A 21,954-nucleotide genomic window follows, 5' to 3' on the forward strand; every position below is an offset into this window, starting at 1 on the left:
GCGGCTGCCCTCTTCGGGCAGGACCTTGGGGCACGGATCACGCTGGACAAGCACCTGCCGCACGCGGCCGGAATCGGGGGAGGGTCTGCGGATGCTGCGGCAACCCTGCGCGGCCTGGCCCGTCTGTGGAACCGTCCCCTGCCCGGCCCCGACGCCTGTCTTTCCCTTGGGGCGGATGTGCCCGTTTGCCTGTCGACTGCCCCGCAGCGGATGCGGGGGATCGGCGAGGACCTGACCCCGCTGCCCACCCTGCCCACGCTTCACGTGGTTCTGGTCAACCCGCGCGTGCCCGTGCCGACCGGACCGGTCTTCAAGGCCCTGCCCCGCAAGGACAATCCGGCGATGGAGACCCCGACCTGGGCTGGCTTCGAAGGCTTTGTCGGCTGGCTCGCCCGCCAGAGAAACGATCTCGAACCTGCCGCGATCGGCTTGGCCCCGGCAGTTGGAGACGCCTTGTCGGCACTTGCGGGAACCGGTGCAGCGCTGGCCAGGATGAGCGGATCGGGCGCCACCTGCTTTGGCCTCTACGAAAACCGGCACGCCGCAGACAAGGCCGCGCAAACCATCGCGGCAACGCGCCCTGACTGGTGGGTAGAAGCCAGTGAAATCCTGGGGTGAGGCCCCGAACCCCGCGCCCTAGCTGACGCGTTCCACCACGAAATCGGCGAGATCGGCCAGCATGTCGCGCAGCGGATGGTCCGGCAGCACGCCAAGCGCCGCCTTCGCCTCGTCACGGTAGCGCAATGCCTCGGCGCGGGTGTCTTCCAACGCGCCGTGCTTGCGCAGCAGCGCCATCGCCGTGTCGAGATCGCCTTCTTCTTGACGCCCCTTTTCGATGGTGCGCACCCAGAAGGCGCGCTCCTCGTCATCGGCCCTGGCGACGGCCTTGATGACCGGCAGGGTCAGCTTGCGCTCTCGGAAATCATCGCCCGTGTTCTTGCCCATGGCCCCGGCGGCACCGCCGTAGTCCAGCAAGTCATCAACGACCTGGAAACTCATGCCGAGCGCATCACCGTAGCGCGCAAGCGCCTCGACCTGCGGCTCGGGCGCTCCAGCCACCACGCCGCCCACTTCGGTGGCCGCCTCGAACAGGGCGGCGGTCTTGCCCCGGATCACTTGCGTGTAGATCGCGGCGTCGGTGCGAAGGTCCTGCGCGGCTGTCAGTTGCAGCACTTCGCCTTCGGCAATGGTGGCCGACGCGTTGGACAGGATGTCCAGGATACGCAGCGATCCGCACTCCACCATCAACTGGAAGGACCGGGAAAACAGGTAGTCACCCACCAGCACGGAAGACTTGTTGTCCCACAGGAGGTTCGCCGTGGGCCTGCCGCGCCGCTGCTGGCTTTCGTCGACAACATCGTCGTGCAGAAGCGTGGCGGTGTGAATGAACTCGACCGTTGCCGCGAGCTTCTGGTGATCGGTGCCCGCGTAGCCGCAAAGCCGTGCCGCTGCCAGGGTCATCAGGGGGCGGATGCGCTTGCCGCCCGCCTCGACCAGATGTGCCGTTACCTCGGGAATCCGGGGCGCATGTTCGGACGCCATGCGCGTGCGGATCAGCGTGTTGACCGCCTCCATGTCATCGGCAAGGTAATCGCGCAGGCGGTCATGGGGCTTGGTCGCGGCGTCAGCAAGACTCATGCGGGCGGGTATCCTTCTCTCGACAAGCGGGCGTCGTGGGCCTATCTGCCCATACCATGAAAGAACTGTTACGCAGCACCGATCCGACCGTCATCGCCTTCGCCACGGCACTGTTGTCGGGCGAGGATATAGAGGTGTTCGAGTTGGACGTCCATATGAGCGTTCTGGAAGGCTCCATCGGGATTTTCCCCCGCCGCCTCATGGTCCGCGACGAGGACCTGATCGCCGCCGAGCGCGTGATGCGTGATAACGAGATCCCGCTCGGGCGGCCCTGAATGGCCTGGGACGACGACCAACTGACCCATGATGCCTTTCTGGGTGGCCGGGTGCATGCCTGGCAGCCCCGCGCGGGCTACAGGGCGGCGACCGACCCCGTTTTGCTGGCCGCAGCGACAGAAGCAACGCCCGGGCAGTCGGTGCTGGAACTTGGCTGCGGGGCGGGCGTGGCGCTCTTGTGCCTGTCCGCGCGCGTGCCGGGGCTTTCCCTGGCTGGTGTGGAGCGGCAGGAAGACTACGCTGACCTGGCCCGGCGCAACCTGGGCGCACAGGCCGGGATCGAGACCGCCGACCTTGCCGATCTTCCTGCTTCGATGCGCCAACAAACGTATCACCATGTGATCGCCAATCCGCCCTACTACCCCCTTGGCGGTGGAACCGCCGCAAGTAATCCGGGCCGCGAAGCGGCGCTGCGCACGGAAACACCGCTGGAGACCTGGGTTGATGTGGCCGCACGACGCCTTGCCCCCAAGGGCTGGCTGACAATGATCCAGCTGGCCGAACGCCTGCCCGAGATCATGGCCGCACTCCACCCCCGGCTCGGATCCATCGCCCTGCGCCCGATCGCGGGCCGGGATGGCCGCCATGCAGGCCGCGTGCTGATCCGGGCCCGCAAGGGCGGGCGAAGCCCGTTCGTTTTGCTGCCCCCCCTTGTGATGCACGAGGGCCTTTCGCATACGGACGACGGGGACAGCTACGCGCCCCGAGCAAGCGCCATCCTGCGTGACGGTGCCGCCTTGCCCTGGGACGAATAAGCGGCCTTTCGCGACATTCCGACAATGCTGCGCAGGCTTTGCGTGACACGACTCGGAAACCGTGCTCTCCTTGTCATCGGAACGTCACACATCAGAGAGGAGGACATTGCATGTCGGTTGGTGCTCATCTTCAGGAACTCAAGAAGAAACACGAGACCCTCTCGCGAAAGGTAGAAGAAATCCAACGCAGCCCCGGGACGACTGATTTCGACATCCAGGAACTGAAGAAGCAGAAACTGCGCCTGAAGGAAGAGATCGCGCGCCTCGACGCCTGATCCGATCCGGGAAACAAGAGGCTGCGATCAACGCGCAGCCTCGCCCGCCGCTAGGAATTGCCTACCCTCACGGTAGGGCTCTAGGTCTTTTACTTGCTCTGAAATCCATTGCCGGAGCGCCTTGATCTGCGGGCGTTCCTCCATCCCTTTTGAACACACGAAGCGGTAATGCGCTTCTGTTGTCAGGGCCAGCGCGAAGGGCGCGACAAGCCGCCCCTCGGCCAGGTCCTTTTGAGCCAGCGAGATCCGCCCGAGAACCACACCAGCCCCTGCCGCTGCAGCGTCAATAGCATGATCGGCCTGCGAAAATCTTGCGCCGCCTCCGCCCGGCGCGGGAAGACCCGCCGCGCGGAACCAGGCGGACCAGTCGAGCGGCGGATTGAGGAACCGGATATCGTCCTGGTGCAGCAAGGGGGCGGTCAGCAGGGCCTCGGGCGTCCGGTAGCGTTGTGCAAGATCGGGATGCATCATGGGTGTCATCCATTCCCGGATCAGCGGTTCGGAAAACAACCCCTCGTCTCCCCCGGCCAGCCCAAAGCGAATGGCCGCATCCACATTGTCCCTGTCAAAATCCAGAAGCCGTAGAGTCGCCGAAAAGCGGAGCTCGATATCGGGATGAGCCTGTGCGAAGGCGAAAATCCTCGGTGCCAGCCACTTTGCCGTAAAGGCCGGCCCGGCCGTGATGGTCAGGCTGGCCGTATCGGTCAGCCGTCGGGCGGACCGCCACGCCGCCCGAAGGGTGGCAAAGCCCTCCTCGGCTCCGGGCGCCAGCACGCGTCCGGCCTCTGTCAACTCGACAGCCCGGTTCAGGCGGCGAAAAAGCAGGGCGCCCAGATGCTCTTCCAGGGACTTGATCTGGAAACTGAGCGCCGCAGGGGTCACGTTCAACTCCTCTGCGGCCTTGGCAAAACTCAGGTGGCGCGCGGCTGCATCGAAGGCGCGCATAGCGGTAAGCGGAGGTAGGCGATCAGACATTTCAGTTAAGTATTTCTTTTCTGAAAGCGCGTAAAGTCTCGTTTGTTCTTATTATTGTTAGAGATCATCTTGGCATCAGATCAATTATTCTCTTCAAAGGACGCCCCCATGCATGAAGCTACCACCCAAGCGCATATTCGCCGCGGCATTGACAAAGCCCATATCGAACGCGCCGCCGCGTTTCGCCATCTGATCGCCTTGCTGAACCCGTTCGGTCGCATGCAGGCACAAAAAGACCCCCGCCCCGAAGGGCGAGGGTCCGATCTGCAAGGCTGTGCTGCTTAGACGAAGAACTGCGCGCCGTTGGCGGAGATGGTCGAGCCGTTGATGAAACCGGCATCGTCAGAGGCCAGGAACACCACGCAGCGTGCGATCTCCTCGGGCTCGCCAAGACGACCAGCCGGGATCTGCGGAATGATGCGTTCGTTCAGAACCTTCTCGGGGATCGCGCGGACCATTTCGGTGCCAATATAGCCGGGGCAGATCGCGTTTGCGGTGATGCCCTTGGCTGCGCCTTCCTGGGCCAGCGACTTGACGATGCCGAGGTCGCCGGCCTTGGTGGCGGCGTAGTTGACCTGGCCGGCCTGGCCCTTCTGGCCATTGATCGACGAAATCACGATCACGCGGCCAAAGCCACGGTCGCGCATGCCCGGCCAAACGGGGCGCACGGTGTTGAACACGCCGGTCAGGTTGGTGGCGACGACCTTGTTCCACTGCTCGGGCGTCATCTTGTGGAAGAAGCCGTCCCAGGTGATGCCCGCGTTGGCCACGACCACGTCGACAGGGCCGAGGTCAGCTTCGACCTTGGCGATGCCTTCGGCGGACGAGTCGTAATCGGCCACGTCCCACTTGTAGGTCTTGATGCCGGTTTCGGCGGTGAAGGCGGCGGCCTTCTCGTCATTGCCGGCATAGGTGGCGGCGACTTCGTAGCCTTCGGCCTTCAGCGCCTTGGAAATGGCTTCCCCGATGCCGCGGGTGCCGCCGGTAACAAGTGCAACTCTTGCCATGATCTTCTCCAATCTGGTGTGTCCGGTTGGTAACTCTGTTATTCACTTGCTGCAGTTTGCGCAATATTGTTTCGCGGATGTTTTGCCGCAGCTGCGAAGGTCCCTGAAGGAAAAGGGCGCCTCACCGGGCGCCCTGTTATGTCTCTTTTCTCGTCCGGGGCGCGCGCGATCAGGGACGCTCGACGCAGAGCGCCACGCCCATGCCGCCACCGATGCAGAGGGTTGCAAGGCCCTTCTTGGCACCACGGCGCTGCATTTCGAAGAGCAGCGTGTTGAGCACGCGGGCACCCGACGCACCGATCGGGTGACCGATGGCGATGGCGCCGCCGTTCACGTTCACGATCGCCGGATCCCAGCCCATGTCCTTGTTCACGGCACAGGCCTGCGCGGCGAAGGCTTCGTTGGCTTCGACGAGGTCAAGGTCCTCGACCTTCCAGCCTGCCTTGGCGAGCGCCTTGCGCGATGCGTAGATCGGGCCCACGCCCATGATGCGCGGGTCGAGCCCGGCCGTGGCGTAGGACGCGATGCGGGCCAGGGGCTCGATACCGCGCTTCTCGGCCTCATCAGCCGACATCAGCAGGGCACCGGCGGCACCGTCATTGAGGCCCGATGCGTTGGCTGCGGTCACCGAGCCATCCTTGGTGAAGGCCGGGCGCAGTTTCTGCATGGCTTCCATGGTGGCGCCGTGACGAATGTATTCATCGCTGTCGACAATGATGTCGCCCTTGCGGGTCTTGATGGTCACCGGGGTGATCTCGTCCGCGAACTTGCCAGCTTTCTGGGCGGCCTCGGCCTTGTTTTGCGAGGCAACGGCGAATTCGTCCTGCATCTCGCGGCTGATCTGCCACTGCTCGGCAACGTTCTCGGCGGTCTGGCCCATGTGGTAGCCGTTGAACGCGTCCCACAGGCCGTCCTTGATCATGGTGTCGATGTATTTCATGTCACCCATCTTCTGGCCTTGGCGAAGGGCGGCGCAGTGGGGCGAGAGCGACATGTTTTCCTGGCCACCGGCGGCGACGATCGAGGCATCGCCCAGCATGATGTGCTGCGCGGCCAGCGCGACGGCGCGCAGGCCCGAGCCGCAAACCTGGTTGATGCCCCAGGCCGCGCTTTCCTGCGGGAAGCCAGCGGCGATATGGGCCTGGCGGGCGGGGTTCTGGCCCTGACCGGCGGTCAGCACCTGGCCGAGGATGGTTTCGGACACGTCGGCCTTGTCGACACCGGCGCGCTCCACCAGGGCGTTCAGGACGGTAGCGCCCAGCTCATGCGCGGGGGTGTTGGCGTAAGAGCCGAGAAAGCTCCCGACGGCGGTGCGTGCAGCAGAGGCAATGACGACATTGGTCATGTCAGATCCCTTTTCGATTTCTTCGAGTCATCCGGACGGGCAGGCCCGACTCGGCGCGACGGAAAGGTTGCGGTTACGCAGGGTCATAGTGTGCCCGCGTATACAGAACAACTGACACGGTGTCTCATGCTGCGGTGCAGATCAACCGTCGATTGCACCGCAGCATGATTCAGCCTGCATGACGTGCGGCCCCCTTTATCCAGGGCGGGGTCAGACTGGGCGCGCCGAAGAAATAGCCTTGCAGACAATCAATGCCCGCCTGCGCCAGCCAGGCCGCCTCGGCCCCGTTTTCAACGGTTTCGGCAACGGTGAACATGTCGAAATGACCGGCAATCGAGATCAGTGCCTCCATCAGGACCTGGTTGTTGGGGTCCTGCTGCACGTTGCGCACGAACTGCCCGTCGATCTTGACGATGTCGAAGTAGAATTCCTTGAGATAGCGAAAGGCGGTGTGCCCTGCGCCGAAATCATCCAGTGCAAAGGTGATTCCCTTATCCTGCAAATCCCCCATGAAGGTGGTCACCAGTTCCGGCATCTGCATGGCCGAGCTTTCGGTGATCTCGAGAATCAGGCGCTCTGCCAGCTTGGGGTCACCGTTCAGCCAGCGGTTGAGGGTTTGTTTCCACTTCGGGTATCCGATGGATCGGGCGGACATGTTGATCGACAGGCGCAGGTCCGGGGTCTGCCGCAGGGCCCGCAGCCCCGCGCGCAAGGCCGCACAGTCGATCTCGCGCCCGAGTTCCTGGCTTTCGACCGCACCCATGAAATCTCTGGCGGGGATCACGCGCCCGGTTTCATCCAGGATGCGGATCAACCCCTCGTAGAAGGCGATCTTGGTGGGGTTCGAAGCCTGAACGATGGGCTGATAGGCCAGCACGGCATCCCCGCGATCCAGGGCTTCGCGCACCATCTGCATCGTGCCCCTGTCCCGGGTCTGAACCGCAAAGTCGAGCGGGCTTTCCTGGCCCGCATCCACAAGATTCGCGCGCTTGCGCCCCCGCATGGCAGCCTCCTTCTCTGGTCCGGGCGACCTTGCGGGATCAGGCGTTAATCAGTGGTGAATTTTCTCTTTTTGTTCTAATTTGTCGCAATTGAAATCGATTGGGGGAAATGATGCCGGACGGACGCTGCACCTGGCCAGGAACAGACCCGCAATACCTCGCCTACCATGACAAGGAATGGGGCGTGCCGGAATGGGACAGCCGGGCGCTGTTCGAGAAACTCGTGCTCGACGGGTTTCAGGCCGGGCTGGCCTGGATTACCATCCTGCGAAAACGGGAGGCCTTCCGCAAAGCCTTCGCCGGATTTGACCCGGATATCATCGCGACCTGGGGCACAAGCGAGGTCGAGCGCCTGCTGCAGGACCCGGGCATAGTGCGCCATCGCGGCAAGATCGAAGCAACGATCACAAACGCCCGCGCCTGGCAGCGGATAGAGGCCGAGCAGGGATTTTCGGATTTCCTCTGGAGCTACGTTGCAGGCGCGCCACTGCAAAACCACTGGACGGCGATGAACCAGGTGCCCGCATCGACACAGATTTCCGAACGGCTCTCGAAGGATCTCAAGAAGGCCGGGTTCAAGTTCTGCGGGCCAACGATCGTCTATGCGTTCATGCAGGCTGTCGGTATGGTAAACGACCACCTTGTCGGGTGCCCGTGCCACGCCCGGGTGGCTTCCCTGGCCCCGAAGGACTGAGGCAGCACCTCGACGCGTTCTACCCGTCCTCGCCCCCGATGAGCGCCGCAATCAGCGCCAGGGCCTCTGCCCCGGCCCAATCCGCATCTCCTCGCAGGCGTCCAATTTCACGCCCCTCTGGGTCAATCAGAACCGTCGTCGGCAGCCCGAACACCCCCATCTGCCGCGCCATCGCCTGGCGCGGGTCCAGGTAGACGGGCAGATCCGTCACCCCTTCCTCTTCGAAAAAGCGCCGGATCGCGGGGGGAGGATTGCGGCCCGAAGCGACGGTCACCACGGCGAACGCCTCTCCGCCAAGGGCGCGCTGGAGCCTGTCGAGCGAAGGCATCTCCTCGCGGCAGGGGGCACACCAGGTGGCCCAGAAGTTCAGCAGCACATAACGCCCCGCGAAGGCCGCCAGCGTCAGCTCTTCCCCGTCCATGTCGGTGAAGGAGACCGTCGGAACCTCCTGCGGTTCCTCATGCAGCACCATCGCGCGCATGTCGCCGTTCAGCAGGTCTTCCAGCCCGTCGGCCACCACGGCATTTGCACCGAGGCACAAGGCCATGTAGAGCGGGGCGAGTCGTAGATGACGGAACATTCACTTACCTCCGGGGGTTCTCAGAACCATGTCGAACAAGAGCTCGAACGCAATGTGGGGCGGCCGTTTCGCCGCTGGACCTGACGCGATCATGGAGGCGATCAATGCCTCGATCGGGTTCGACAAGCGATTGGCGAAGCAGGACATTGACGGATCTCGCGCTCATGCGGCCATGCTGGCGGCTCAGGGTATCCTGACTGATAGTGATGCGAAAGCCATCCGGGAAGGGCTGCTCACGGTCTTGTCAGAGATCGAGGCTGACACGTTCCAGTTTTCCACGGCCCTGGAAGACATCCACATGAACGTGGAATCGCGGCTGAAAGAGATCGTGGGCGAACCTGCTGGCCGCCTGCACACGGCGCGCAGCCGGAACGACCAAGTGGCGACCGACTTCAAACTCTGGGTCCGCGACCAGATGGATGCCGCCATGTCCGGTCTGACGGCCTTGATGCAGGCCCTGCTGGCGCAGGCCGAGGCCGGGGCCGATTGGGTCATGCCGGGCTTCACCCACCTGCAAACGGCGCAGCCCGTCACCTGGGGCCATCACATGATGGCCTATGTCGAGATGTTCGCGCGGGACCGCTCGCGCTTCGAGGACGCCCGCAAGCGCATGAACGAATGCCCCCTCGGCGCGGCGGCGCTGGCGGGCACTTCCTTTCCCATCGACCGGCATGCTACCGCAGAGGCGCTTGGCTTTGACCGGCCTTCGGCAAACTCACTCGACGCCGTCAGCGACCGCGATTTCGCGTTGGAGTATCTGTCTTCCGCCACGATCTGCGCCATGCACCTTTCCCGCATGGCGGAAGAGCTGGTGATCTGGTCCTCGGCCCAGTTCCGCTTCGTGACCCTGTCGGACCGCTTCTCCACCGGGTCCTCGATCATGCCGCAGAAGAAGAACCCCGACGCCGCCGAGCTGATCCGCGCCAAGATCGGGCGCATCCTCGGGGCCAACGTGGCGCTGCTGACCGTGATGAAGGGCCTGCCGCTGGCCTATTCCAAGGACATGCAGGAAGACAAGGAACAGGTCTTCGACGCCGCCGACAACCTGGCGCTGGCCCTTGCCGCGATGGAGGGCATGGTGCGCGACATGACCGCGAACGTCGCCAATCTGGAGGCTGCGGCAGGCTCGGGCTTCTCGACGGCGACCGACCTGGCCGACTGGCTGGTGCGCGTGCTCGACATGCCGTTCCGCGATGCCCACCACGTGACCGGATCGCTCGTGAAGCTGGCCGAGGACAAGGGGTGCGACCTGCCCGACCTCAGTCTTGCCGACATGCAAAGCGTGCATGCGCAGATCACCGCCGATGTGTTCGACGTTCTGGGCGTGCACAATTCCGTTGCTTCCAGAATGTCCTATGGTGGCACGGCGCCCGCCCAGGTGCGCGCCCAGATTGCCCGCTGGAAGGATACCCTCGCATGACCCGCCGCCTGATCCCCGCCCTGGCCCTGACAACCCTGTTGGCCGCCTGCGGCGTCGACGGAGAACCCACCCATCCCCAGCCCCGTCCGGCCCAGGGCCTGACGGTCAGCGGCACCGTGGAAATCGGGGTCGTGGGGGGCAATTGACCCGATAGAAGAAGCTGCTCGACATTTCGGGCTTTCCCCGTTGAACTGCGGGCGGAGGCCCCATATCGTTCAGGCTTCGAAGCGCTAGTATCAACAGGGACACGAAACGTTATTCCGATGGACAAGATTCCCATGACCCCTTCGGGCTATGCAGCCCTCGACGCGGAACTGAAGTCGCTCAAGACCGTCGACCGCCCGGCCATCATCAAGGCGATTGCCGAGGCGCGCGAGCATGGGGACCTGTCGGAAAATGCCGAGTACCACTCCGCCCGTGAAAAGCAGTCTTTCATCGAAGGCCGCATCAAGGAGCTGGAGGGCCTGATCAGCCTGGCGCAGGTCATCGACCCCAAGTCCCTGTCCGGCGCGATCAAGTTCGGCGCAACGGTCGAACTGGTGGACGAGGATACCGAGGAAGAAAAGACCTACCAGATCGTGGGCGAGGCCGAAGCGAATATCGAGAAAGGCCTGCTCAACATCAATTCACCCCTCGCACGTGCCTTGATCGGCAAAGAGGAAGGTGACAGTGTCGAAGTCAAGACGCCGGGGGGCAGCAAGGATTATGAGATCGTAAAGGTCTCCTATATCTAGTATGATTGTTCTGCCGGAACGCGGAACTTGGTGGTTATGGCAGACGACAAGCACCCGACCTCGCTGGAACTGGGCATTTACTCGCAGGAGCGTGTGACCCCGCGGATCACCACCGTCGAGGTCATTGCAATCCTCTTGTCGGTGCTGTGGCTTGCCGGGGTTCTCTGGTTCTTCTTCGGCACCGACCTGTCGTCGGCTGCGGGCCTGGGAGGCTCTCCTTTGGAAATCACCATGTTGATGCTGGCGATCTTCATGCCGATCGCCCTGATCTGGGTCGCCGCATCGGCGGCCAAGACAGCCCGCATCATGCGCGAGGAATCCGCGCGCCTGCAAAGTGCGATCGACGCGATGCGCGCAGCCTATATCGCGCAGCAGCAACGCCATGCGGTCGAGATGAAGCCCGCCGTCATCGCCAAGCTCACCGAGTTGGCCGAAGCACAGCGCCCCGCCGAAACCACCCCCACCTTCACCAGCCTGCGCCGCCCCGCCGAGGCGGATGAGGATCGCGCCGCCATCGTGCACCCGCAGCAGGAGGCCGACGCGCCGCAAGCCTCGCTCGGGCTCGGGACGCCCGCCGAGGCGCTCGACGATCCGATTTCGATCAGTGACTTCATCAAGGCCCTGAACTTCCCGGAAAACGAGCACGACAAGGAAGGGTTCCGCACCCTGCGTCGCGCGCTCAAGGACCCGTCCACCAAGAAGCTCATCCGGGCCAGCCAGGACGTACTGACCCTGCTCAGCCAGGACGGGATCTACATGGACGACCTGCGTCCTGACCGCGCAAGACCGGAAATTTGGCGCAAGTTCGCGCAGGGCGATCGGGGCAAGGCCGTTGCCGCACTTGGCGGCATTCGCGACCGCTCGTCGCTCGCCCTGTCCTCGGGCCGCATGAAGCAGGACCCGGTCTTCCGCGATGCGGTGCACCACTTCCTGCGCCAGTTCGACCGGACGCTGGAAGAATTCGAGCAGAACGCCACCGATGCCGAGATTGCGATGATGTCCGAAACGCGCACCGCCCGGGCCTTCATGCTGCTTGGCCGGGTGACCGGCACGTTCGATTAAAGCGCGGCCCTTAGCTGCTCTTCGAAGCCAAGACCCAGGATCCATCCCTCCTCTGGGGACCGTGTGGCCAGCATCCGGGCAAGATGCGGCTCGGGTAAGCGGGCGAAAGCACGGGCCATCAATCGCACCTGGACGGCATCGCGAATCTCCTTCGTCCTTGCACACTGGGCGCGCACCTCCGGGGCCAGGAAAGACGGCCAGATCTCGGCCATGATCACGCTGCCCCGCGGGGGGTCGAAAGGCCAGACACTGGCCTCGAAGCGCCGACGCAGACGGTTCAGCACCGGCAGGCCCATCAAGACCTGGGACCCCACGGCCCCTGCCCCGGCCAGTTGCCAGACGCTGAACGTGGCCTTGGCGATCCGCTCGACCTCGCGCAGCTCCGGCGCGCCGTGCCCCTCCCGCTCTCGCCCCCGGCGCGGCAATCCTGGCACGTCCGTCTTGCCGCCATTGCCCCAGAACGGGCCAGTGCCGGGAAAGCGCGCGTTCATCTCGGCCGCCAGTTGCCAGCGATTGTTTGCTTTCGGACTGTCCTCGATCCGGGCTTCCAGCCAATCCCACAAAGCGAAAGGGTCTGGCCGCCCCGTGATCCGCTCGGCCACCCCTGCCGGGTAACCGAAGGGAAAGTCAAAGCCAGCCAGCACCCTGCGGCCCGCCCCTTGCTCTTCCTTCAGCACGTCACGAAGCCAGGCTTCGGCCACCTGGCGATTACGCAGATAGATCGGTTCCCCGGCCCTTCCCTCGCGCACCAGGGCGGCCCAGATCGCATCCTTCTTGGGCTTCGCCCCCCTGTCGTTTCCCCCGGACCAGTCGACCATGAGAACCGTGTCGAACCGCACAGTCACGCAAGCAGTGCCTCGGCGCGGGCCAGGTCCTCTCGCGTATTGATGTTGAGAAAGGGATCAATCGGACCGGCAGAAAACTCCGCCAGCGCGGCCCCGTGATCATCGGCGAATTGCCCCACCTTGCGCAGCCCACCTGCCAGCACGGCCCGAAGGTCATCGCGCAGAGCGACCGACCACAGGCCGACCGTGGGGTGGCGGACCCTGCGCGCGCCTTCCCTCGTGCAGGCCAACACGACCGATGCGCCCCCCTCCGAAGCCAGGAGAAGCCTCGGAACCAGGTCTTCGGGCAGAAAGGGCGTGTCCGCAGCAACCGTCACGATATGCGTCGCACCCTGGCCCTCGGCCCAATCCAGCCCTGCCAGCACGCCCGCAAGCGGTCCGGGAAAGCCCGCCACACCATCGGCCAGAACCGGAAGGCCCAGATCGGCAAGGCGTGCGGGATCGCCATTTGCGTTGATCGCAAGGGTCCCGACCTGCGGTGTAAAGCGCTCGATCACCCGGTCAAAGAGCGTCCGTCCCCCAAGGACGAGGCGCCCCTTGTCGCCCCCGCCCATGCGGCGCGCCTGCCCCCCGGCCAAAATGACCCCAAGCGGGGCCTTCACGCTGACACCCTCATCACGCGAGGTGAATGTCGCCCATCACGATCCGTCATTTGCATCCGCTCCGATTGCCGTCTAAGGCCGGGTTAAGGCTTATCGTAAGGCGGCTTCATGGCAAGCTCCACCTCCTCTTACCTGCGCGGCATTCGCGACGCCCTGCCCTTCCTTCTGGTCGTGGCGCCCTTTGGCATGCTCTTCGGCGTGGTCGCGACCGAGGCAGGGCTGAACATCGCGCAGGTCATGGGCTTTTCCGTGGTCGTCATCGCAGGCGCGGCCCAATTCACCGCGCTGCAACTGATGCAGGAGCAGGCCCCGACTGTCATCGTCCTGGCCTCGGCACTGGCCGTGAACCTGCGCATGGCGATGTATGCCGCCTCTCTCGCGCCGCATCTGGGGGCAGCCCCGGGCTGGCAACGCGTGCTGATCGCCTATTTCAACGTCGACGGCACCTATGCCCTGTCCCATCTGCGCTACGAGGCCCGGCCCGATCTGAGCCTGCCGGAAAAGGTGGGCTACTACATGGGCACCGCCACGGTGATCTGCGTGCCCTGGTATATCGCCTCCTGGGCCGGGGCGGTCCTGGGGGCGGCGATTCCGGCCGAACTGTCGATCGACTTCGCCGTGCCGATCGCCTTCATGTCCTTCTTCGCGCCCGCCCTGCGAACACCGGCCCATGTCGCCGCCGCCCTCGCCGCGATCATCCTCGCCATCAGCCTGCAATGGGTACCGAACAACCTTTGGATCCTGCTGGCAGGCGCGGGTGGAATGATCGTCGGCGCGGAAGTCGAGCGGAGGATGGCGAAATGACCGGATGGAGCAGCACCGCCATCTGGGGGATCATCGCCGCTCTCGGCGTGGGCACCTTCCTGGTCCGGTTTTCCTTCCTCGGCCTCCTGGGCAACCGCGACCTCCCGGAATGGGTGTTGCGCCACCTTCGCTACACCGCCGTGGCGATCCTGCCCGCGCTGATCACGCCGATGGTGTTGTGGCCGAATGCAACCGGCGGCCAAACGGATCCCACCCGCCTGACCGCCGCCTGTCTTGCCCTGGCCGTGGGCTATTGGACTAAGAACGCTATTGCCACCATCGCAACGGGGCTCGGTGCGCTCTTCGCGCTTCAGGCCTTCGGGCTCTAGCCCGCGCGCGCCTTCAACGAATCCCGGATCTCGATCAGGATATCCAGCTCGCTCGGGCCCGGATCGGGCTGCGGCTCGGGCGCGGCCTCGGCCTCTTCCTTGGCCATCGCGGCCTCTTTGACCTTGTTGAGCGTGCGCACCAGCATGAAAACCACGAAGGCGATGATCAGGAAGTTGATGATGGCCATGATGAACGAGCCGTAGGCGAAGGTCGCGGCCCCTGCCTCTCGTGCGGCATCGAGCGTCGCGTAGTCCCCGCCGCCCATCGTGTAGAAGAGGTTCGAGAAATCGATGCCCCCCGTGAAAAGCCCGATGAAGGGCTGGATCAGGTCATCGACCAGTGATTTGACGATCGCCGTGAAGGCCGCGCCGACGATAATCCCCACGGCCATGTCCATGACGTTGCCGCGCGCAATGAAATCCTTGAACTCTTTGAGCATCTCACCTGTTTCCTTATGTCCTGTTGCCGAGGCATGGCCCCGGGGCGAGAATATCTTCCACACTCTTTGGTTGATTGTCTCCTCAAAAGTGACAGCCCCCCTCAGCCCGCGGAATGACCATGACCGACCTTTCCGCCTTCCCGATCACCCGCCGCTGGCCTGCCACGGACCCCGAGGCGATCCAGCTCTATGCCTTCCCCACGCCCAACGGCGTCAAGATTTCCATCGCTCTCGAAGAGCTTGGCCTGCGCTACGAGGCCCACAAGGTCACGCTGAAGCCGGAAGACGTGAAAAGCCCCGCCTTCCTGTCCCTCAACCCCAATGGCAAGATCCCCGCGATCATCGACCCGAACGGGCCGAACGGTGCGCCCCTGGGCCTGTTCGAAAGCGGGGCGATCCTGATCTACCTGGCGGAAAAGACCGGGCGCCTGATGGGTAACGGCACCGCCGAGCGGCTCGAGGTGCTGCAATGGCTGATGTTCCAGATGGCCGGCATCGGCCCGATGTTCGGGCAACTGGGCTTTTTCTACCGGGGCGAGGGCGCGTCGATCCAGGACCGCCGCGCCAAGGATCGGTATATTGCGGAAACCCGGCGGCTGTTATCGGTGATCGAGACCCGCCTCGACGGGCAGGACTGGCTCTGTGGAAGTTATTCCATGGCCGACATCGCCACCGCACCGTGGCTACGGATGCTGTGCCTGATCGACGCGCGCGAGGCCGTGGGGTGGTGGGACCACCCCAATTGCATCGCCTATCTCGATCGTTTCCTGGCGCGGCCCGCGGTGCAAAGGGGGCTGGTCACCCCGCCCCGCGACTGATCACGCCTTCCAGCGGAAATCCGTCAGATGCGCCGGGGCATCGACCCCGGGCAGGTTCAGCGGGTCGGGCTGCAGCGGCCCGACGCGGGTTTCCACCGGGATCACACCCGCCCAGATCGGCAGGGCGTAGTCCTCCTCATCATCCTGCGGCCCGCCTGTGCGGATCTTGGCCGCGCCTTCGGTAATCTCCATTCCCAGCACGGTCGTGGCCTTCAGTTCCTGCGGCTGGTTCGGGCGCAGATGCGCCGCGCGGCCCGGCCAGAGCCCGTCGATGAAGGCCGACAGGCGCGCCTCTTTCTGGTCATCGGGCACCACGAAGGCGCGCCCGAACAGCATGACCGAACGCGCATTGACCGAATGGTGCATCCCCGACCGCGCCATGACGAAGCCGTCAAGGATCGACACCGTCAGGCAGACCTCGGCCCCCTTGCTGGCGCGGATGGCGCGGCTGGCGCTGGAGCCGTGCCAGTAGACGTGATCGCCCTCTCGCCATTGCAGGGTGGGCGTGACATAGGGCCTGCCGTCGATGACGTAGCCCACGCAGCATTGCGGCTGCGCATCGAGGATCGAGTCGATGGTCGGGCGGTCGAAATGGCCCCGCTCGTGCAGGCGGCGCAGGCGGCTGCGGTCGGTGATGGCAAGGGTCATGGCAGGGTTCCTTTTCCAGCGTGTTGCCGACGGTTTTCCATGCGATTAGTCTGTAAGAAATATCCAATTTCGGGAATTATATGCAGACCAATTTACAGGCCGCCCTGCTGGCCCTCAGCCTCGACCGGTCCAGCACCGCGCCCCTGCACGCACAACTGACCGAGGCCCTGCGCGCCCTGATCCTCGACGGCACCGCCCGTCCGGGCGAACGCCTGCCTGCCAGCCGGGACCTTGCGGCGGAACTGTCGGTCTCGCGCCAGACCACGCTGACCGCACTCGACCAGTTGATCGCCGAGGGCTACCTCGCCGCGCGGCGCGGCGCGGGCACCTTCGTGGCGCGCGACCTTCCGCACCTGTCCCCTCCCGTGCAGGTCCCGGCGGATGGCCCTCGGGCAGAGGGCCCCTCCGCCCTTCGGGTCTTTCAGCCCGGCCTGCCGGACATGGCGCTTTTCCCGCACGGAACATGGGCAAGGCATCTGGACCGGGCCTGGCGCAGCCCCGACCCCGGCCTTCTGGGCAACGCCGACCCGTTCGGCTGGCCGCGCCTGCGCGCCGCCATCGCCAGCCACCTGGGCGCGTGGCGCGGGCTGGATTGTTCGGCCGGGCAGGTGATCGTGACCTCCGGGTCGGTGGAGACCTTCGAAACGCTGTTCCGTGCCCTCTTCGCACCGGGGGAAACGGTGCTGATCGAAACCCCGGGCTACGCGCCGATGCGCCACGCGGCGATGACCGCAGGGTTGAGGCACCAGCCCCTGCCGGTAGACAACGGCGGTGCGATCCTGCCCACCGAGGCGCTGGCGCGCGGTGCCGTGGTGTCGCCCTCTCGGCACTATCCTCTCGGGGTGACCATGCCACTGGCCCGCAGGCTCGCGCTGCTGGACTGGGCGCGGCGGCAGGGGACGTGGATCATCGAGGACGACTACGACAGCGAGTTTCGCTACACCGGCACGCCCCGGCCTGCGCTGGCCGCGCTCGGCCCTGCGCAGACAATCTACGTCGGCAGCTTTTCCAAGCTGTTCTCGCCTACGCTGCGGCTTGGCTACATGGTCGTGCCGCAGCCGCTTCTGGACAGGGTCCGCGCCGCCATGGCACGCACCGGCCCCCGCGCCTCGCTGGTGCCGCAACCGGCGCTGGCCAGTTTCATGGAAAGCGGCGAGTTCGCGATCCACCTGCGCCGGATGCGCCGGACCTACGCGGATCGCAGGGCCGCGCTGCGCGCGGCGATCCTGCGGCTGCTGCCCGGCCGCGTGACCCTGCCCGACGATCCGGCCGGAATGCATGTTGTCTGCCACCCCGGCCCGGACTGGGGCAACCGACCGGACACCGATATCGCGGCGCGTGCCCGTGCGCATGGGCTTGGCCTGCGGGCCCTGTCGGCCTATTGGCCGGACGGGGACGGGCCTCAGGGGCTGGTGCTGGGATTTGCCGCCTTCCCGCCCGACCGGCTGGCCGAAGGCGCGGCGACGCTTGCGCGCCTCTTCGCTCAGGCGGAACCCGGCAAGGCCTCGGTCAGAACGTAGCGCAGGATCTCAACCACCTGTTCCGGCTCCTCCGCCACGGCCAGCGCTGCGGCGTGGACCTCTTTCAGCGCGTGCTGATGCTCGGGCATCGACAGCACGATGATCGACTTGCCGAGCGCGGCCGCATAGCCGGCATCGAAGGCCGCGTTCCACTGCTTGTATTTCTCGCCGAAGCGCACCACGACCACGTCGGCCTGCTCGATCCCGCGCCGCGTGCGGATCGCGTTCACCTTGGCGCCCTTGTGATCGTGCCAGAACTTGCTGTCTTCCGCGCCCAGGATCGCCACGCCGCAGTCGTCGCTGGCGTCATGATCGGTGACAGGCGCCGAGAATGATACCTGCAGCCCCTCGGCGCCGGTCACGATCCGTTCACGCCAATCGGTGTGAATCTCGCCAGACAGGTAAACCTTCAGCATGTCGCTGCTCCCTCCCGCTTCATTGTTCCACAAGTATCCCAGGGGGGTGCGGGGGGAGGATCCCCCCGCGGATCGACGCGCCTTGCGCGGCGAAACCGATCAACCCCTCAGGACACCGCCCGTGGCCTTCGTGACCTTCTCGACGATCTTCGCGCCGACGGCCTCGATCTCTTCCTCGGTCAGTGTCTTGTCGCGCGGCTGCAAGCGCACGGTCAGGGCCACCGATTTCTTGCCTGCGCCCATCTGCGCCTCGGCCTTTTCGCCGGCAAACTCGTCGAAGATGCGCACATCCTCGATCAGTTTCTTGTCAGCGCCAGCGGCGGCATTGGCAAGGTTTACTGCCTCGACGCCCGCGTCCACCACGAAGGCAAAGTCGCGTTCCACCGTCTGCAGGTCGGCCATGTCGAGCGCCCCTCGGCTCGCCCCCTGGCTGCGCGGCATCGGGATTTCCTCGGGGAAGAGGGTGAAGGCCATCGCCGGGCCTTTCACGTCCATCTCTGCCAGCACCTTGGGGTGCAGTTCGCCGAAGATGCCCAGCATCTTCTTGGGGCCAAGGCAGATGCGCCCGTGTCGGCCCGGATGCCACCAGGCATCGCCGTCGCGCAGGATCTGCACCTTGGCAGGAGCCCCCATGGCGGCCAGCACCGCCTCGGCATCGGCCTTCACGTCGAAGACATCCACCGGACGACGCCCGCCATGCGGGCTGCGTGGGCCGTTATGGCCGACCAGCAGGCCGGACACCTGCAAATGCTGCTCGGTCGGCTCGCCGCCTTGGAAGGCGTGGCCTACCTCGAACAGGGCCAGGTCCATGAAGCCGCGCGCCTGGTTGCGGGCCGCCGCCTGCAAGAGGCCGGGCAGAAGGCCGGGGCGCATGTGGCTCATCTCGCTGGAAATCGGGTTTTCCAGCATCACGTCATCGGTGCCGCCGCCAAAGAGGGCCGCCGACGCCTTGTCGATGAAGCTGTAGGTCACGCATTCGTTGTAGCCGAGCGCGGCCACCGTGCGCCGGGCCGCACGTTCGCGCGTCTGCATGTGCGTCAGAACCGGGGCAGGCACGCCCGGTTTCGGGCGGCGCATGGGCTGCGGCTCCAGCTTGGTCAGCGAGGCCACGCGCGCGACCTCCTCAACCAGGTCCGCCTCGCCCTGCACGTCACGCCGCCAGGACGGCACCCAGACCTCCAGCACTTCGCCAGAGCCAGTGGCCGAGAAGCCAAGCGCGGTCAGGATGCGCGCCTGTTCCTCTTTCGGAATCTCCATGCCCACAAGGCTGATGACCCGCGCGGTATCAAGCTTGTAGCTGCGCGCGGTGTTGAGAGCGGCACCTGCTTCGACAACCTCCGACGCCTCGCCGCCGCACAGATCGAGGATCATTTTCGTCGCCGCTTCCAGACCCGGCAGGGTGTATTCGGGGTCGACGCCCCGCTCGAACCGGTAGCGCGCGTCGGAATGGATCTTCAGGTCGCGGCCCGTGTAGGCGGTGCGCACCGGGTCCCAGTAGGCGCTTTCGAGAAAGACGTTCACGGTCTCCTCGGTGCAACCGGTCGGGTCGCCACCCATGATGCCCGCGATGCTTTCCACCGCTTCCTCATCGGAGATGGCGATCTGGCCCGGCTGGAAGGTGTATTCCTTGTCATCGAGCGCAACCAGCGTTTCCCCGCCTTCGGCCTTGTGCACCCGCAGGCTGCCCTTGACCTTGTCGGCGTCGAAGACGTGCAGCGGGCGGTTCTGGTCATAGGTGAAGAAGTTCGTCACATCGACCAGGGCCGAGATCGGTCGCAAGCCAATGGCGCGCAGACGGTCCTGAAGCCACTGGGGCGAGGGGCCGTTCTTGACGCCCTTGATCAGGCGACCGGTGAAATGCGGACAATCGTCCAGCGTGTCGGCGTCGATGCTGACCCCGATCGGGCAGGGGAAGCTGCCCGGCACGGTGGCGTCATCCAGCGGCTTCAGCGTGCCAAGGCCGCGCGCGGCCAGGTCGCGCGCCACGCCACGCACGCCAAGCGCATCCTGGCGGTTGGGGGTAATGGCGATCTCGATCACCGGATCGACCTTGGCCGGGTCGTTTGCCGCCAGCCAGTCGATGAAGCGTTCCCCCACCTCGCCGGACGGCAGTTCGATGATGCCGTCATGTTCGTCGGAAAGCTCCAGCTCGCGTTCCGACGCCATCATGCCGTAGCTCTCGATGCCCCGGATCTTGCCCACGCCGATGGTGGTGTCGATGCCGGGCACGTAGGTGCCGGGCTTGGCCAGGACCACGGTAATCCCTGCCCGCGCATTGGGGGCGCCGCAGATGATCTGCATCTCGCCCTCGTCGGTCTCGACCTTGCACACGCGCAGCCGGTCGGCCTCGGGGTGCTTCTCGGCATGGGTGACCTTGGCGATGGTAAATTCCTTCAGGCGCGAGGCGCGATCCTCGACCCCTTCGACCTCCAGCCCGATGTCGTTCAGCACCTCGCAGATCTCGTCCAGCGAGGCGGTGGTGTCCAGGTGGTCCTTCAACCAGGAGAGGGTGAATTTCATCGCTTTCGTCCCTTGCGTCTTACCCGCCCGCGCTTAGCGCAGTTGCGGGCGGAATGGAACCCGGGGCGAAGGCCGGCCGCGCAGATTGAACCGTGCGACAGCGCCATTCGACACACGGGTGATGTGCGGGGACCGCACCAACGCAGAAAGGAGCATTCCATGCGTCCCCATTTCCTTCGTGCAGCCCTGGCTGCCGCCCTTCTCGCCGCGCCCGCAGCACATGCGGACATGGTGATCGTCCAGCAAGGTACCTTCCCTGGCCCCATCCGCTTTGCCCAGCCAATGCCCGTCCCGTCCCATGGGTCGGCCTTTGCCATGGCTGAGCGGTTCATCCAGGATACCGTCATATCCCGGGCTCCGGCCCCGATCGTGATCTCCGATCCCCGTCCGCTTCCCCTGCCCCTGCCTGTCCTGCCGATCGTCCCGATCCCCGTGGAGGACGAGGTCGATCTGGACACCCCGTCCGACCCGATCAGCTTTGCCGGGTCCTGGCGCCTGGCCGAGATCGTGGATGACACGGGCGCGCCGCTGTCGGTCGCGGCAGAGCTTCTGGCCGCGACCCAGTTCAACGTCGATATCGACGGGGCCTTCTACGCCTATGCCGGGTGCAACGGCATGTTCGGAGAGCTTCGGATGGAAGACGGCATCGTCTCCACCGCCGAATACGGCATGACCCTGATGGCCTGTTTCGGCCCGGTAGCCGACCTGGAACGCGCCTTCATGGGCGTTCTGGACAATGCCGCGCTCGTGGCGCAGGGCAACGGGCTGCTGATCCTGCTCGACGATGACGGCGACAAGCTGGCCGAGTTCGAGCTGGTCGCCGAGGCGCCCTAACCCGCGAGGCTCGTCAGCCAGTTCCTGATTTCGGTCAACCGGGTCAGGGGCACGAAATCACCGGGCGCGGCCCCCAACCGGCGGGCCGCGCCCGCATCCGTTTCAGCCGCCCTGTAGTCGGCGCGAACCGCCTCCGTTCCCGTGCCGAGCCGCTCGAAGATCTCCGCGATGCCGACAGGTGTTATCTCGGGGTGATACTGCACGCCCCAGAAGCGGATGCGCCCCTGTTCATAGGCGAAGGCCTGCACCGGGGAATGCGCGTTTCCCGACAGAAGCACCGCCCCTTCGGGCAGTCGCTGCACCTCGTCGCGATGGACGCAAGGCACCGCGTAGCCATCGTCTCGCCCCGCAAGGAAAGGATGCGCGCGGCCTGCGTCGGTCAGCCGGATATCCAGCGCCAGCCCGTCTTCGCGCCC

The 21,954-nt window shown here is 65.2% G+C and carries 27 protein-coding genes and 1 pseudogene; 15 read left to right on the plus strand and 13 right to left on the minus strand.

Annotated elements, in window-relative coordinates; genetic code table 11:
- Positions 1 to 618, plus strand: a 618-nt coding sequence (locus tag ACEQXV_RS14430; RefSeq protein WP_370269770.1) for a 4-(cytidine 5'-diphospho)-2-C-methyl-D-erythritol kinase, incomplete at its 5' end; no start/stop codon positions are given.
- Positions 619 to 636: 18 nt separating this feature from the next.
- On the opposite strand, the gene ACEQXV_RS14435 is transcribed toward ACEQXV_RS14430, so the two are convergent.
- Positions 637 to 1,638 carry a polyprenyl synthetase family protein gene (locus tag ACEQXV_RS14435; RefSeq protein WP_370269771.1) on the minus strand — a complete coding sequence of 334 codons (1,002 nt, stop codon included), beginning with the start codon at positions 1,636 to 1,638 and terminating at the stop codon, positions 637 to 639.
- A gap of 56 nt (positions 1,639 to 1,694) precedes the next feature.
- On the opposite strand from ACEQXV_RS14435, the gene ACEQXV_RS14440 reads away from it, so the two are divergent.
- From ACEQXV_RS14440 to ACEQXV_RS14450, 3 genes are all read left to right on the plus strand, one after another.
- The gene (locus ACEQXV_RS14440; RefSeq protein ID WP_370254908.1) at positions 1,695 to 1,913 is read left to right on the plus strand and encodes a DUF2007 domain-containing protein; all 219 of its coding nucleotides are present in this window, start codon (positions 1,695 to 1,697) and stop codon (positions 1,911 to 1,913) included.
- Positions 1,914 to 2,669, plus strand: a complete 756-nt coding sequence (locus ACEQXV_RS14445; protein WP_370254909.1) for a tRNA1(Val) (adenine(37)-N6)-methyltransferase — start codon at positions 1,914 to 1,916, stop codon at positions 2,667 to 2,669.
- 110 nt (positions 2,670 to 2,779) lie between these two features.
- Positions 2,780 to 2,944 (plus strand): YdcH family protein, encoded by a 165-nt coding sequence (locus tag ACEQXV_RS14450; RefSeq protein ID WP_370254912.1) that lies wholly within the window; start codon positions 2,780 to 2,782, stop codon positions 2,942 to 2,944.
- A 27-nt stretch (positions 2,945 to 2,971) separates the two neighbouring features.
- Here ACEQXV_RS14450 and gcvA read toward each other — a convergent pair whose 3' ends face one another.
- Positions 2,972 to 3,919 carry a transcriptional regulator GcvA gene (gene gcvA / locus ACEQXV_RS14455; RefSeq protein ID WP_370254913.1) on the minus strand — a complete coding sequence of 316 codons (948 nt, stop codon included), beginning with the start codon at positions 3,917 to 3,919 and terminating at the stop codon, positions 2,972 to 2,974.
- Positions 3,920 to 4,027: 108 nt separating this feature from the next.
- On the opposite strand from gcvA, the gene ACEQXV_RS14460 reads away from it, so the two are divergent.
- Positions 4,028 to 4,204, plus strand: a complete 177-nt coding sequence (locus ACEQXV_RS14460; RefSeq protein WP_370254914.1) for a hypothetical protein — start codon at positions 4,028 to 4,030, stop codon at positions 4,202 to 4,204.
- Here ACEQXV_RS14460 and phbB read toward each other — a convergent pair.
- The 3 genes from phbB to ACEQXV_RS14475 all read right to left on the minus strand — a co-directional run bounded on the left by phbB (position 4,201) and on the right by ACEQXV_RS14475 (position 7,274).
- Positions 4,201 to 4,926 carry an acetoacetyl-CoA reductase gene (gene phbB / locus ACEQXV_RS14465; protein ID WP_370254916.1) on the minus strand — a complete coding sequence of 242 codons (726 nt, stop codon included), beginning with the start codon at positions 4,924 to 4,926 and terminating at the stop codon, positions 4,201 to 4,203. The two genes, ACEQXV_RS14460 and phbB, sit on opposite strands and share 4 nt — an antisense overlap.
- Before the next feature lie 169 nt (positions 4,927 to 5,095).
- A complete protein-coding gene (locus ACEQXV_RS14470) occupies positions 5,096 to 6,271 on the minus strand; it encodes an acetyl-CoA C-acetyltransferase (protein ID WP_370254918.1) in 1,176 nt (391 codons plus the stop codon).
- A 169-nt stretch (positions 6,272 to 6,440) separates the two neighbouring features.
- Positions 6,441 to 7,274, minus strand: coding sequence for an EAL domain-containing protein (locus ACEQXV_RS14475; RefSeq protein ID WP_370269772.1), 834 nt, complete (start codon positions 7,272 to 7,274; stop codon positions 6,441 to 6,443).
- A gap of 110 nt (positions 7,275 to 7,384) precedes the next feature.
- On the opposite strand from ACEQXV_RS14475, the gene ACEQXV_RS14480 reads away from it, so the two are divergent.
- Positions 7,385 to 7,966 (plus strand): DNA-3-methyladenine glycosylase I, encoded by a 582-nt coding sequence (locus ACEQXV_RS14480; RefSeq protein ID WP_370254919.1) that lies wholly within the window; start codon positions 7,385 to 7,387, stop codon positions 7,964 to 7,966.
- Positions 7,967 to 7,985: 19 nt separating this feature from the next.
- Here ACEQXV_RS14480 and ACEQXV_RS14485 read toward each other — a convergent pair whose 3' ends face one another.
- Positions 7,986 to 8,546 (minus strand): TlpA family protein disulfide reductase, encoded by a 561-nt coding sequence (locus ACEQXV_RS14485; protein WP_370269773.1) that lies wholly within the window; start codon positions 8,544 to 8,546, stop codon positions 7,986 to 7,988.
- A 28-nt stretch (positions 8,547 to 8,574) separates the two neighbouring features.
- Here ACEQXV_RS14485 and argH point away from each other — a divergent pair, with 28 nt between their 5' ends.
- From argH to ACEQXV_RS14505, 4 genes are all read left to right on the plus strand, one after another.
- The gene (gene argH / locus ACEQXV_RS14490; RefSeq protein ID WP_370269774.1) at positions 8,575 to 9,966 is read left to right on the plus strand and encodes an argininosuccinate lyase; all 1,392 of its coding nucleotides are present in this window, start codon (positions 8,575 to 8,577) and stop codon (positions 9,964 to 9,966) included.
- Positions 9,963 to 10,112, plus strand: a complete 150-nt coding sequence (locus ACEQXV_RS14495) for an argininosuccinate lyase (protein WP_370269775.1) — start codon at positions 9,963 to 9,965, stop codon at positions 10,110 to 10,112. The genes argH and ACEQXV_RS14495 overlap by 4 nt, the downstream gene beginning before the upstream one ends.
- Positions 10,113 to 10,229: 117 nt before the next feature.
- Positions 10,230 to 10,700 carry a transcription elongation factor GreA gene (gene greA, locus ACEQXV_RS14500; protein ID WP_370254925.1) on the plus strand — a complete coding sequence of 157 codons (471 nt, stop codon included), beginning with the start codon at positions 10,230 to 10,232 and terminating at the stop codon, positions 10,698 to 10,700.
- 36 nt (positions 10,701 to 10,736) lie between these two features.
- A complete protein-coding gene (locus ACEQXV_RS14505; protein ID WP_370269776.1) occupies positions 10,737 to 11,762 on the plus strand; it encodes a hypothetical protein in 1,026 nt (341 codons plus the stop codon).
- Here the strand turns inward: ACEQXV_RS14505 and ACEQXV_RS14510 are convergent.
- Both ACEQXV_RS14510 and mobA read right to left on the minus strand, forming a co-directional pair.
- Positions 11,759 to 12,607, minus strand: coding sequence for a molybdopterin guanine dinucleotide synthesis (locus ACEQXV_RS14510; protein WP_370269777.1), 849 nt, complete (start codon positions 12,605 to 12,607; stop codon positions 11,759 to 11,761). The two genes, ACEQXV_RS14505 and ACEQXV_RS14510, sit on opposite strands and share 4 nt — an antisense overlap.
- Positions 12,604 to 13,209, minus strand: a complete 606-nt coding sequence (gene mobA / locus ACEQXV_RS14515) for a molybdenum cofactor guanylyltransferase MobA (protein WP_370269778.1) — start codon at positions 13,207 to 13,209, stop codon at positions 12,604 to 12,606. The genes ACEQXV_RS14510 and mobA overlap by 4 nt, the downstream gene beginning before the upstream one ends.
- Positions 13,210 to 13,317: 108 nt before the next feature.
- On the opposite strand from mobA, the gene ACEQXV_RS14520 reads away from it, so the two are divergent.
- Complete coding sequence (locus tag ACEQXV_RS14520) at positions 13,318 to 14,013, plus strand: AzlC family ABC transporter permease (protein ID WP_370269779.1); 696 nt, start codon at positions 13,318 to 13,320, stop codon at positions 14,011 to 14,013.
- Positions 14,010 to 14,342, plus strand: coding sequence for an AzlD domain-containing protein (locus tag ACEQXV_RS14525; RefSeq protein ID WP_370269780.1), 333 nt, complete (start codon positions 14,010 to 14,012; stop codon positions 14,340 to 14,342). The genes ACEQXV_RS14520 and ACEQXV_RS14525 overlap by 4 nt, the downstream gene beginning before the upstream one ends.
- Here ACEQXV_RS14525 and mscL read toward each other — a convergent pair.
- Positions 14,339 to 14,782: a large conductance mechanosensitive channel protein MscL gene (mscL, locus tag ACEQXV_RS14530; RefSeq protein WP_370254933.1), complete on the minus strand. Its 444-nt coding sequence runs from the start codon at positions 14,780 to 14,782 to the stop codon at positions 14,339 to 14,341. The two genes, ACEQXV_RS14525 and mscL, sit on opposite strands and share 4 nt — an antisense overlap.
- A 119-nt stretch (positions 14,783 to 14,901) precedes the next feature.
- Between mscL and ACEQXV_RS14535 the strand changes: the two genes are divergently transcribed.
- Complete coding sequence (locus tag ACEQXV_RS14535; protein ID WP_370269781.1) at positions 14,902 to 15,600, plus strand: glutathione S-transferase family protein; 699 nt, start codon at positions 14,902 to 14,904, stop codon at positions 15,598 to 15,600.
- Here the strand turns inward: ACEQXV_RS14535 and ACEQXV_RS14540 are convergent, their stop codons facing one another.
- Positions 15,601 to 16,248 (minus strand): pyridoxamine 5'-phosphate oxidase family protein, encoded by a 648-nt coding sequence (locus tag ACEQXV_RS14540; protein ID WP_370254935.1) that lies wholly within the window; start codon positions 16,246 to 16,248, stop codon positions 15,601 to 15,603.
- Between the two features lie 80 nt (positions 16,249 to 16,328).
- Here ACEQXV_RS14540 and ACEQXV_RS14545 point away from each other — a divergent pair, with 80 nt between their 5' ends.
- Positions 16,329 to 17,768: a PLP-dependent aminotransferase family protein gene (locus ACEQXV_RS14545; RefSeq protein WP_370269782.1), complete on the plus strand. Its 1,440-nt coding sequence runs from the start codon at positions 16,329 to 16,331 to the stop codon at positions 17,766 to 17,768.
- Here the strand turns inward: ACEQXV_RS14545 and ACEQXV_RS14550 are convergent.
- Together ACEQXV_RS14550 and pheT are read right to left on the minus strand one after the other, a co-directional pair.
- On the minus strand, positions 17,732 to 18,184 hold the full coding sequence (locus ACEQXV_RS14550) for a YtoQ family protein (protein WP_370269783.1): 453 nt from the start codon (positions 18,182 to 18,184) through the stop codon (positions 17,732 to 17,734). The two genes, ACEQXV_RS14545 and ACEQXV_RS14550, sit on opposite strands and share 37 nt — an antisense overlap.
- A 99-nt stretch (positions 18,185 to 18,283) precedes the next feature.
- Complete coding sequence (gene pheT, locus ACEQXV_RS14555) at positions 18,284 to 20,704, minus strand: phenylalanine--tRNA ligase subunit beta (RefSeq protein ID WP_370269784.1); 2,421 nt, start codon at positions 20,702 to 20,704, stop codon at positions 18,284 to 18,286.
- A 159-nt stretch (positions 20,705 to 20,863) separates the two neighbouring features.
- Between pheT and ACEQXV_RS14560 the strand changes: the two genes are divergently transcribed.
- The gene (locus tag ACEQXV_RS14560) at positions 20,864 to 21,538 is read left to right on the plus strand and encodes an META domain-containing protein (RefSeq protein WP_370250923.1); all 675 of its coding nucleotides are present in this window, start codon (positions 20,864 to 20,866) and stop codon (positions 21,536 to 21,538) included.
- Here ACEQXV_RS14560 and ACEQXV_RS14565 read toward each other — a convergent pair.
- Positions 21,535 to 21,954, minus strand: a pseudogene (locus tag ACEQXV_RS14565) (hypothetical protein); the annotation flags it as partial. The gene ACEQXV_RS14560 and the pseudogene ACEQXV_RS14565 overlap by 4 nt on opposite strands.

Origin of the sequence: Nioella sp. (assembly GCF_964229645.1) — a bacterium.
Lineage (GTDB): Bacteria > Pseudomonadota > Alphaproteobacteria > Rhodobacterales > Rhodobacteraceae > Nioella.

Coding starts and splice junctions, on each gene's coding strand:
- ACEQXV_RS14495 (WP_370269775.1), top strand. CDS start 9,963: ATGACCCGCCGCCTGATCCCCGCCCTGGCCCTGACAACCCTGTTGGCC.
- ACEQXV_RS14505 (WP_370269776.1), top strand. CDS start 10,737: ATGGCAGACGACAAGCACCCGACCTCGCTGGAACTGGGCATTTACTCG.
- ACEQXV_RS14470 (WP_370254918.1), bottom strand. CDS start 6,271: ATGACCAATGTCGTCATTGCCTCTGCTGCACGCACCGCCGTCGGGAGC.
- phbB (WP_370254916.1), bottom strand. CDS start 4,926: ATGGCAAGAGTTGCACTTGTTACCGGCGGCACCCGCGGCATCGGGGAA.
- ACEQXV_RS14445 (WP_370254909.1), top strand. CDS start 1,914: ATGGCCTGGGACGACGACCAACTGACCCATGATGCCTTTCTGGGTGGC.
- ACEQXV_RS14460 (WP_370254914.1), top strand. CDS start 4,028: ATGCATGAAGCTACCACCCAAGCGCATATTCGCCGCGGCATTGACAAA.
- ACEQXV_RS14485 (WP_370269773.1), bottom strand. CDS start 8,546: ATGTTCCGTCATCTACGACTCGCCCCGCTCTACATGGCCTTGTGCCTC.
- ACEQXV_RS14550 (WP_370269783.1), bottom strand. CDS start 18,184: ATGCTGAAGGTTTACCTGTCTGGCGAGATTCACACCGATTGGCGTGAA.
- ACEQXV_RS14560 (WP_370250923.1), top strand. CDS start 20,864: ATGCGTCCCCATTTCCTTCGTGCAGCCCTGGCTGCCGCCCTTCTCGCC.
- pheT (WP_370269784.1), bottom strand. CDS start 20,704: ATGAAATTCACCCTCTCCTGGTTGAAGGACCACCTGGACACCACCGCC.
- ACEQXV_RS14435 (WP_370269771.1), bottom strand. CDS start 1,638: ATGAGTCTTGCTGACGCCGCGACCAAGCCCCATGACCGCCTGCGCGAT.
- ACEQXV_RS14540 (WP_370254935.1), bottom strand. CDS start 16,248: ATGACCCTTGCCATCACCGACCGCAGCCGCCTGCGCCGCCTGCACGAG.
- greA (WP_370254925.1), top strand. CDS start 10,230: ATGGACAAGATTCCCATGACCCCTTCGGGCTATGCAGCCCTCGACGCG.
- mscL (WP_370254933.1), bottom strand. CDS start 14,782: ATGCTCAAAGAGTTCAAGGATTTCATTGCGCGCGGCAACGTCATGGAC.
- gcvA (WP_370254913.1), bottom strand. CDS start 3,919: ATGTCTGATCGCCTACCTCCGCTTACCGCTATGCGCGCCTTCGATGCA.
- ACEQXV_RS14545 (WP_370269782.1), top strand. CDS start 16,329: ATGCAGACCAATTTACAGGCCGCCCTGCTGGCCCTCAGCCTCGACCGG.
- argH (WP_370269774.1), top strand. CDS start 8,575: ATGTCGAACAAGAGCTCGAACGCAATGTGGGGCGGCCGTTTCGCCGCT.
- ACEQXV_RS14520 (WP_370269779.1), top strand. CDS start 13,318: ATGGCAAGCTCCACCTCCTCTTACCTGCGCGGCATTCGCGACGCCCTG.
- ACEQXV_RS14480 (WP_370254919.1), top strand. CDS start 7,385: ATGCCGGACGGACGCTGCACCTGGCCAGGAACAGACCCGCAATACCTC.
- ACEQXV_RS14525 (WP_370269780.1), top strand. CDS start 14,010: ATGACCGGATGGAGCAGCACCGCCATCTGGGGGATCATCGCCGCTCTC.
- ACEQXV_RS14475 (WP_370269772.1), bottom strand. CDS start 7,274: ATGCGGGGGCGCAAGCGCGCGAATCTTGTGGATGCGGGCCAGGAAAGC.
- ACEQXV_RS14450 (WP_370254912.1), top strand. CDS start 2,780: ATGTCGGTTGGTGCTCATCTTCAGGAACTCAAGAAGAAACACGAGACC.
- ACEQXV_RS14440 (WP_370254908.1), top strand. CDS start 1,695: ATGAAAGAACTGTTACGCAGCACCGATCCGACCGTCATCGCCTTCGCC.
- ACEQXV_RS14535 (WP_370269781.1), top strand. CDS start 14,902: ATGACCGACCTTTCCGCCTTCCCGATCACCCGCCGCTGGCCTGCCACG.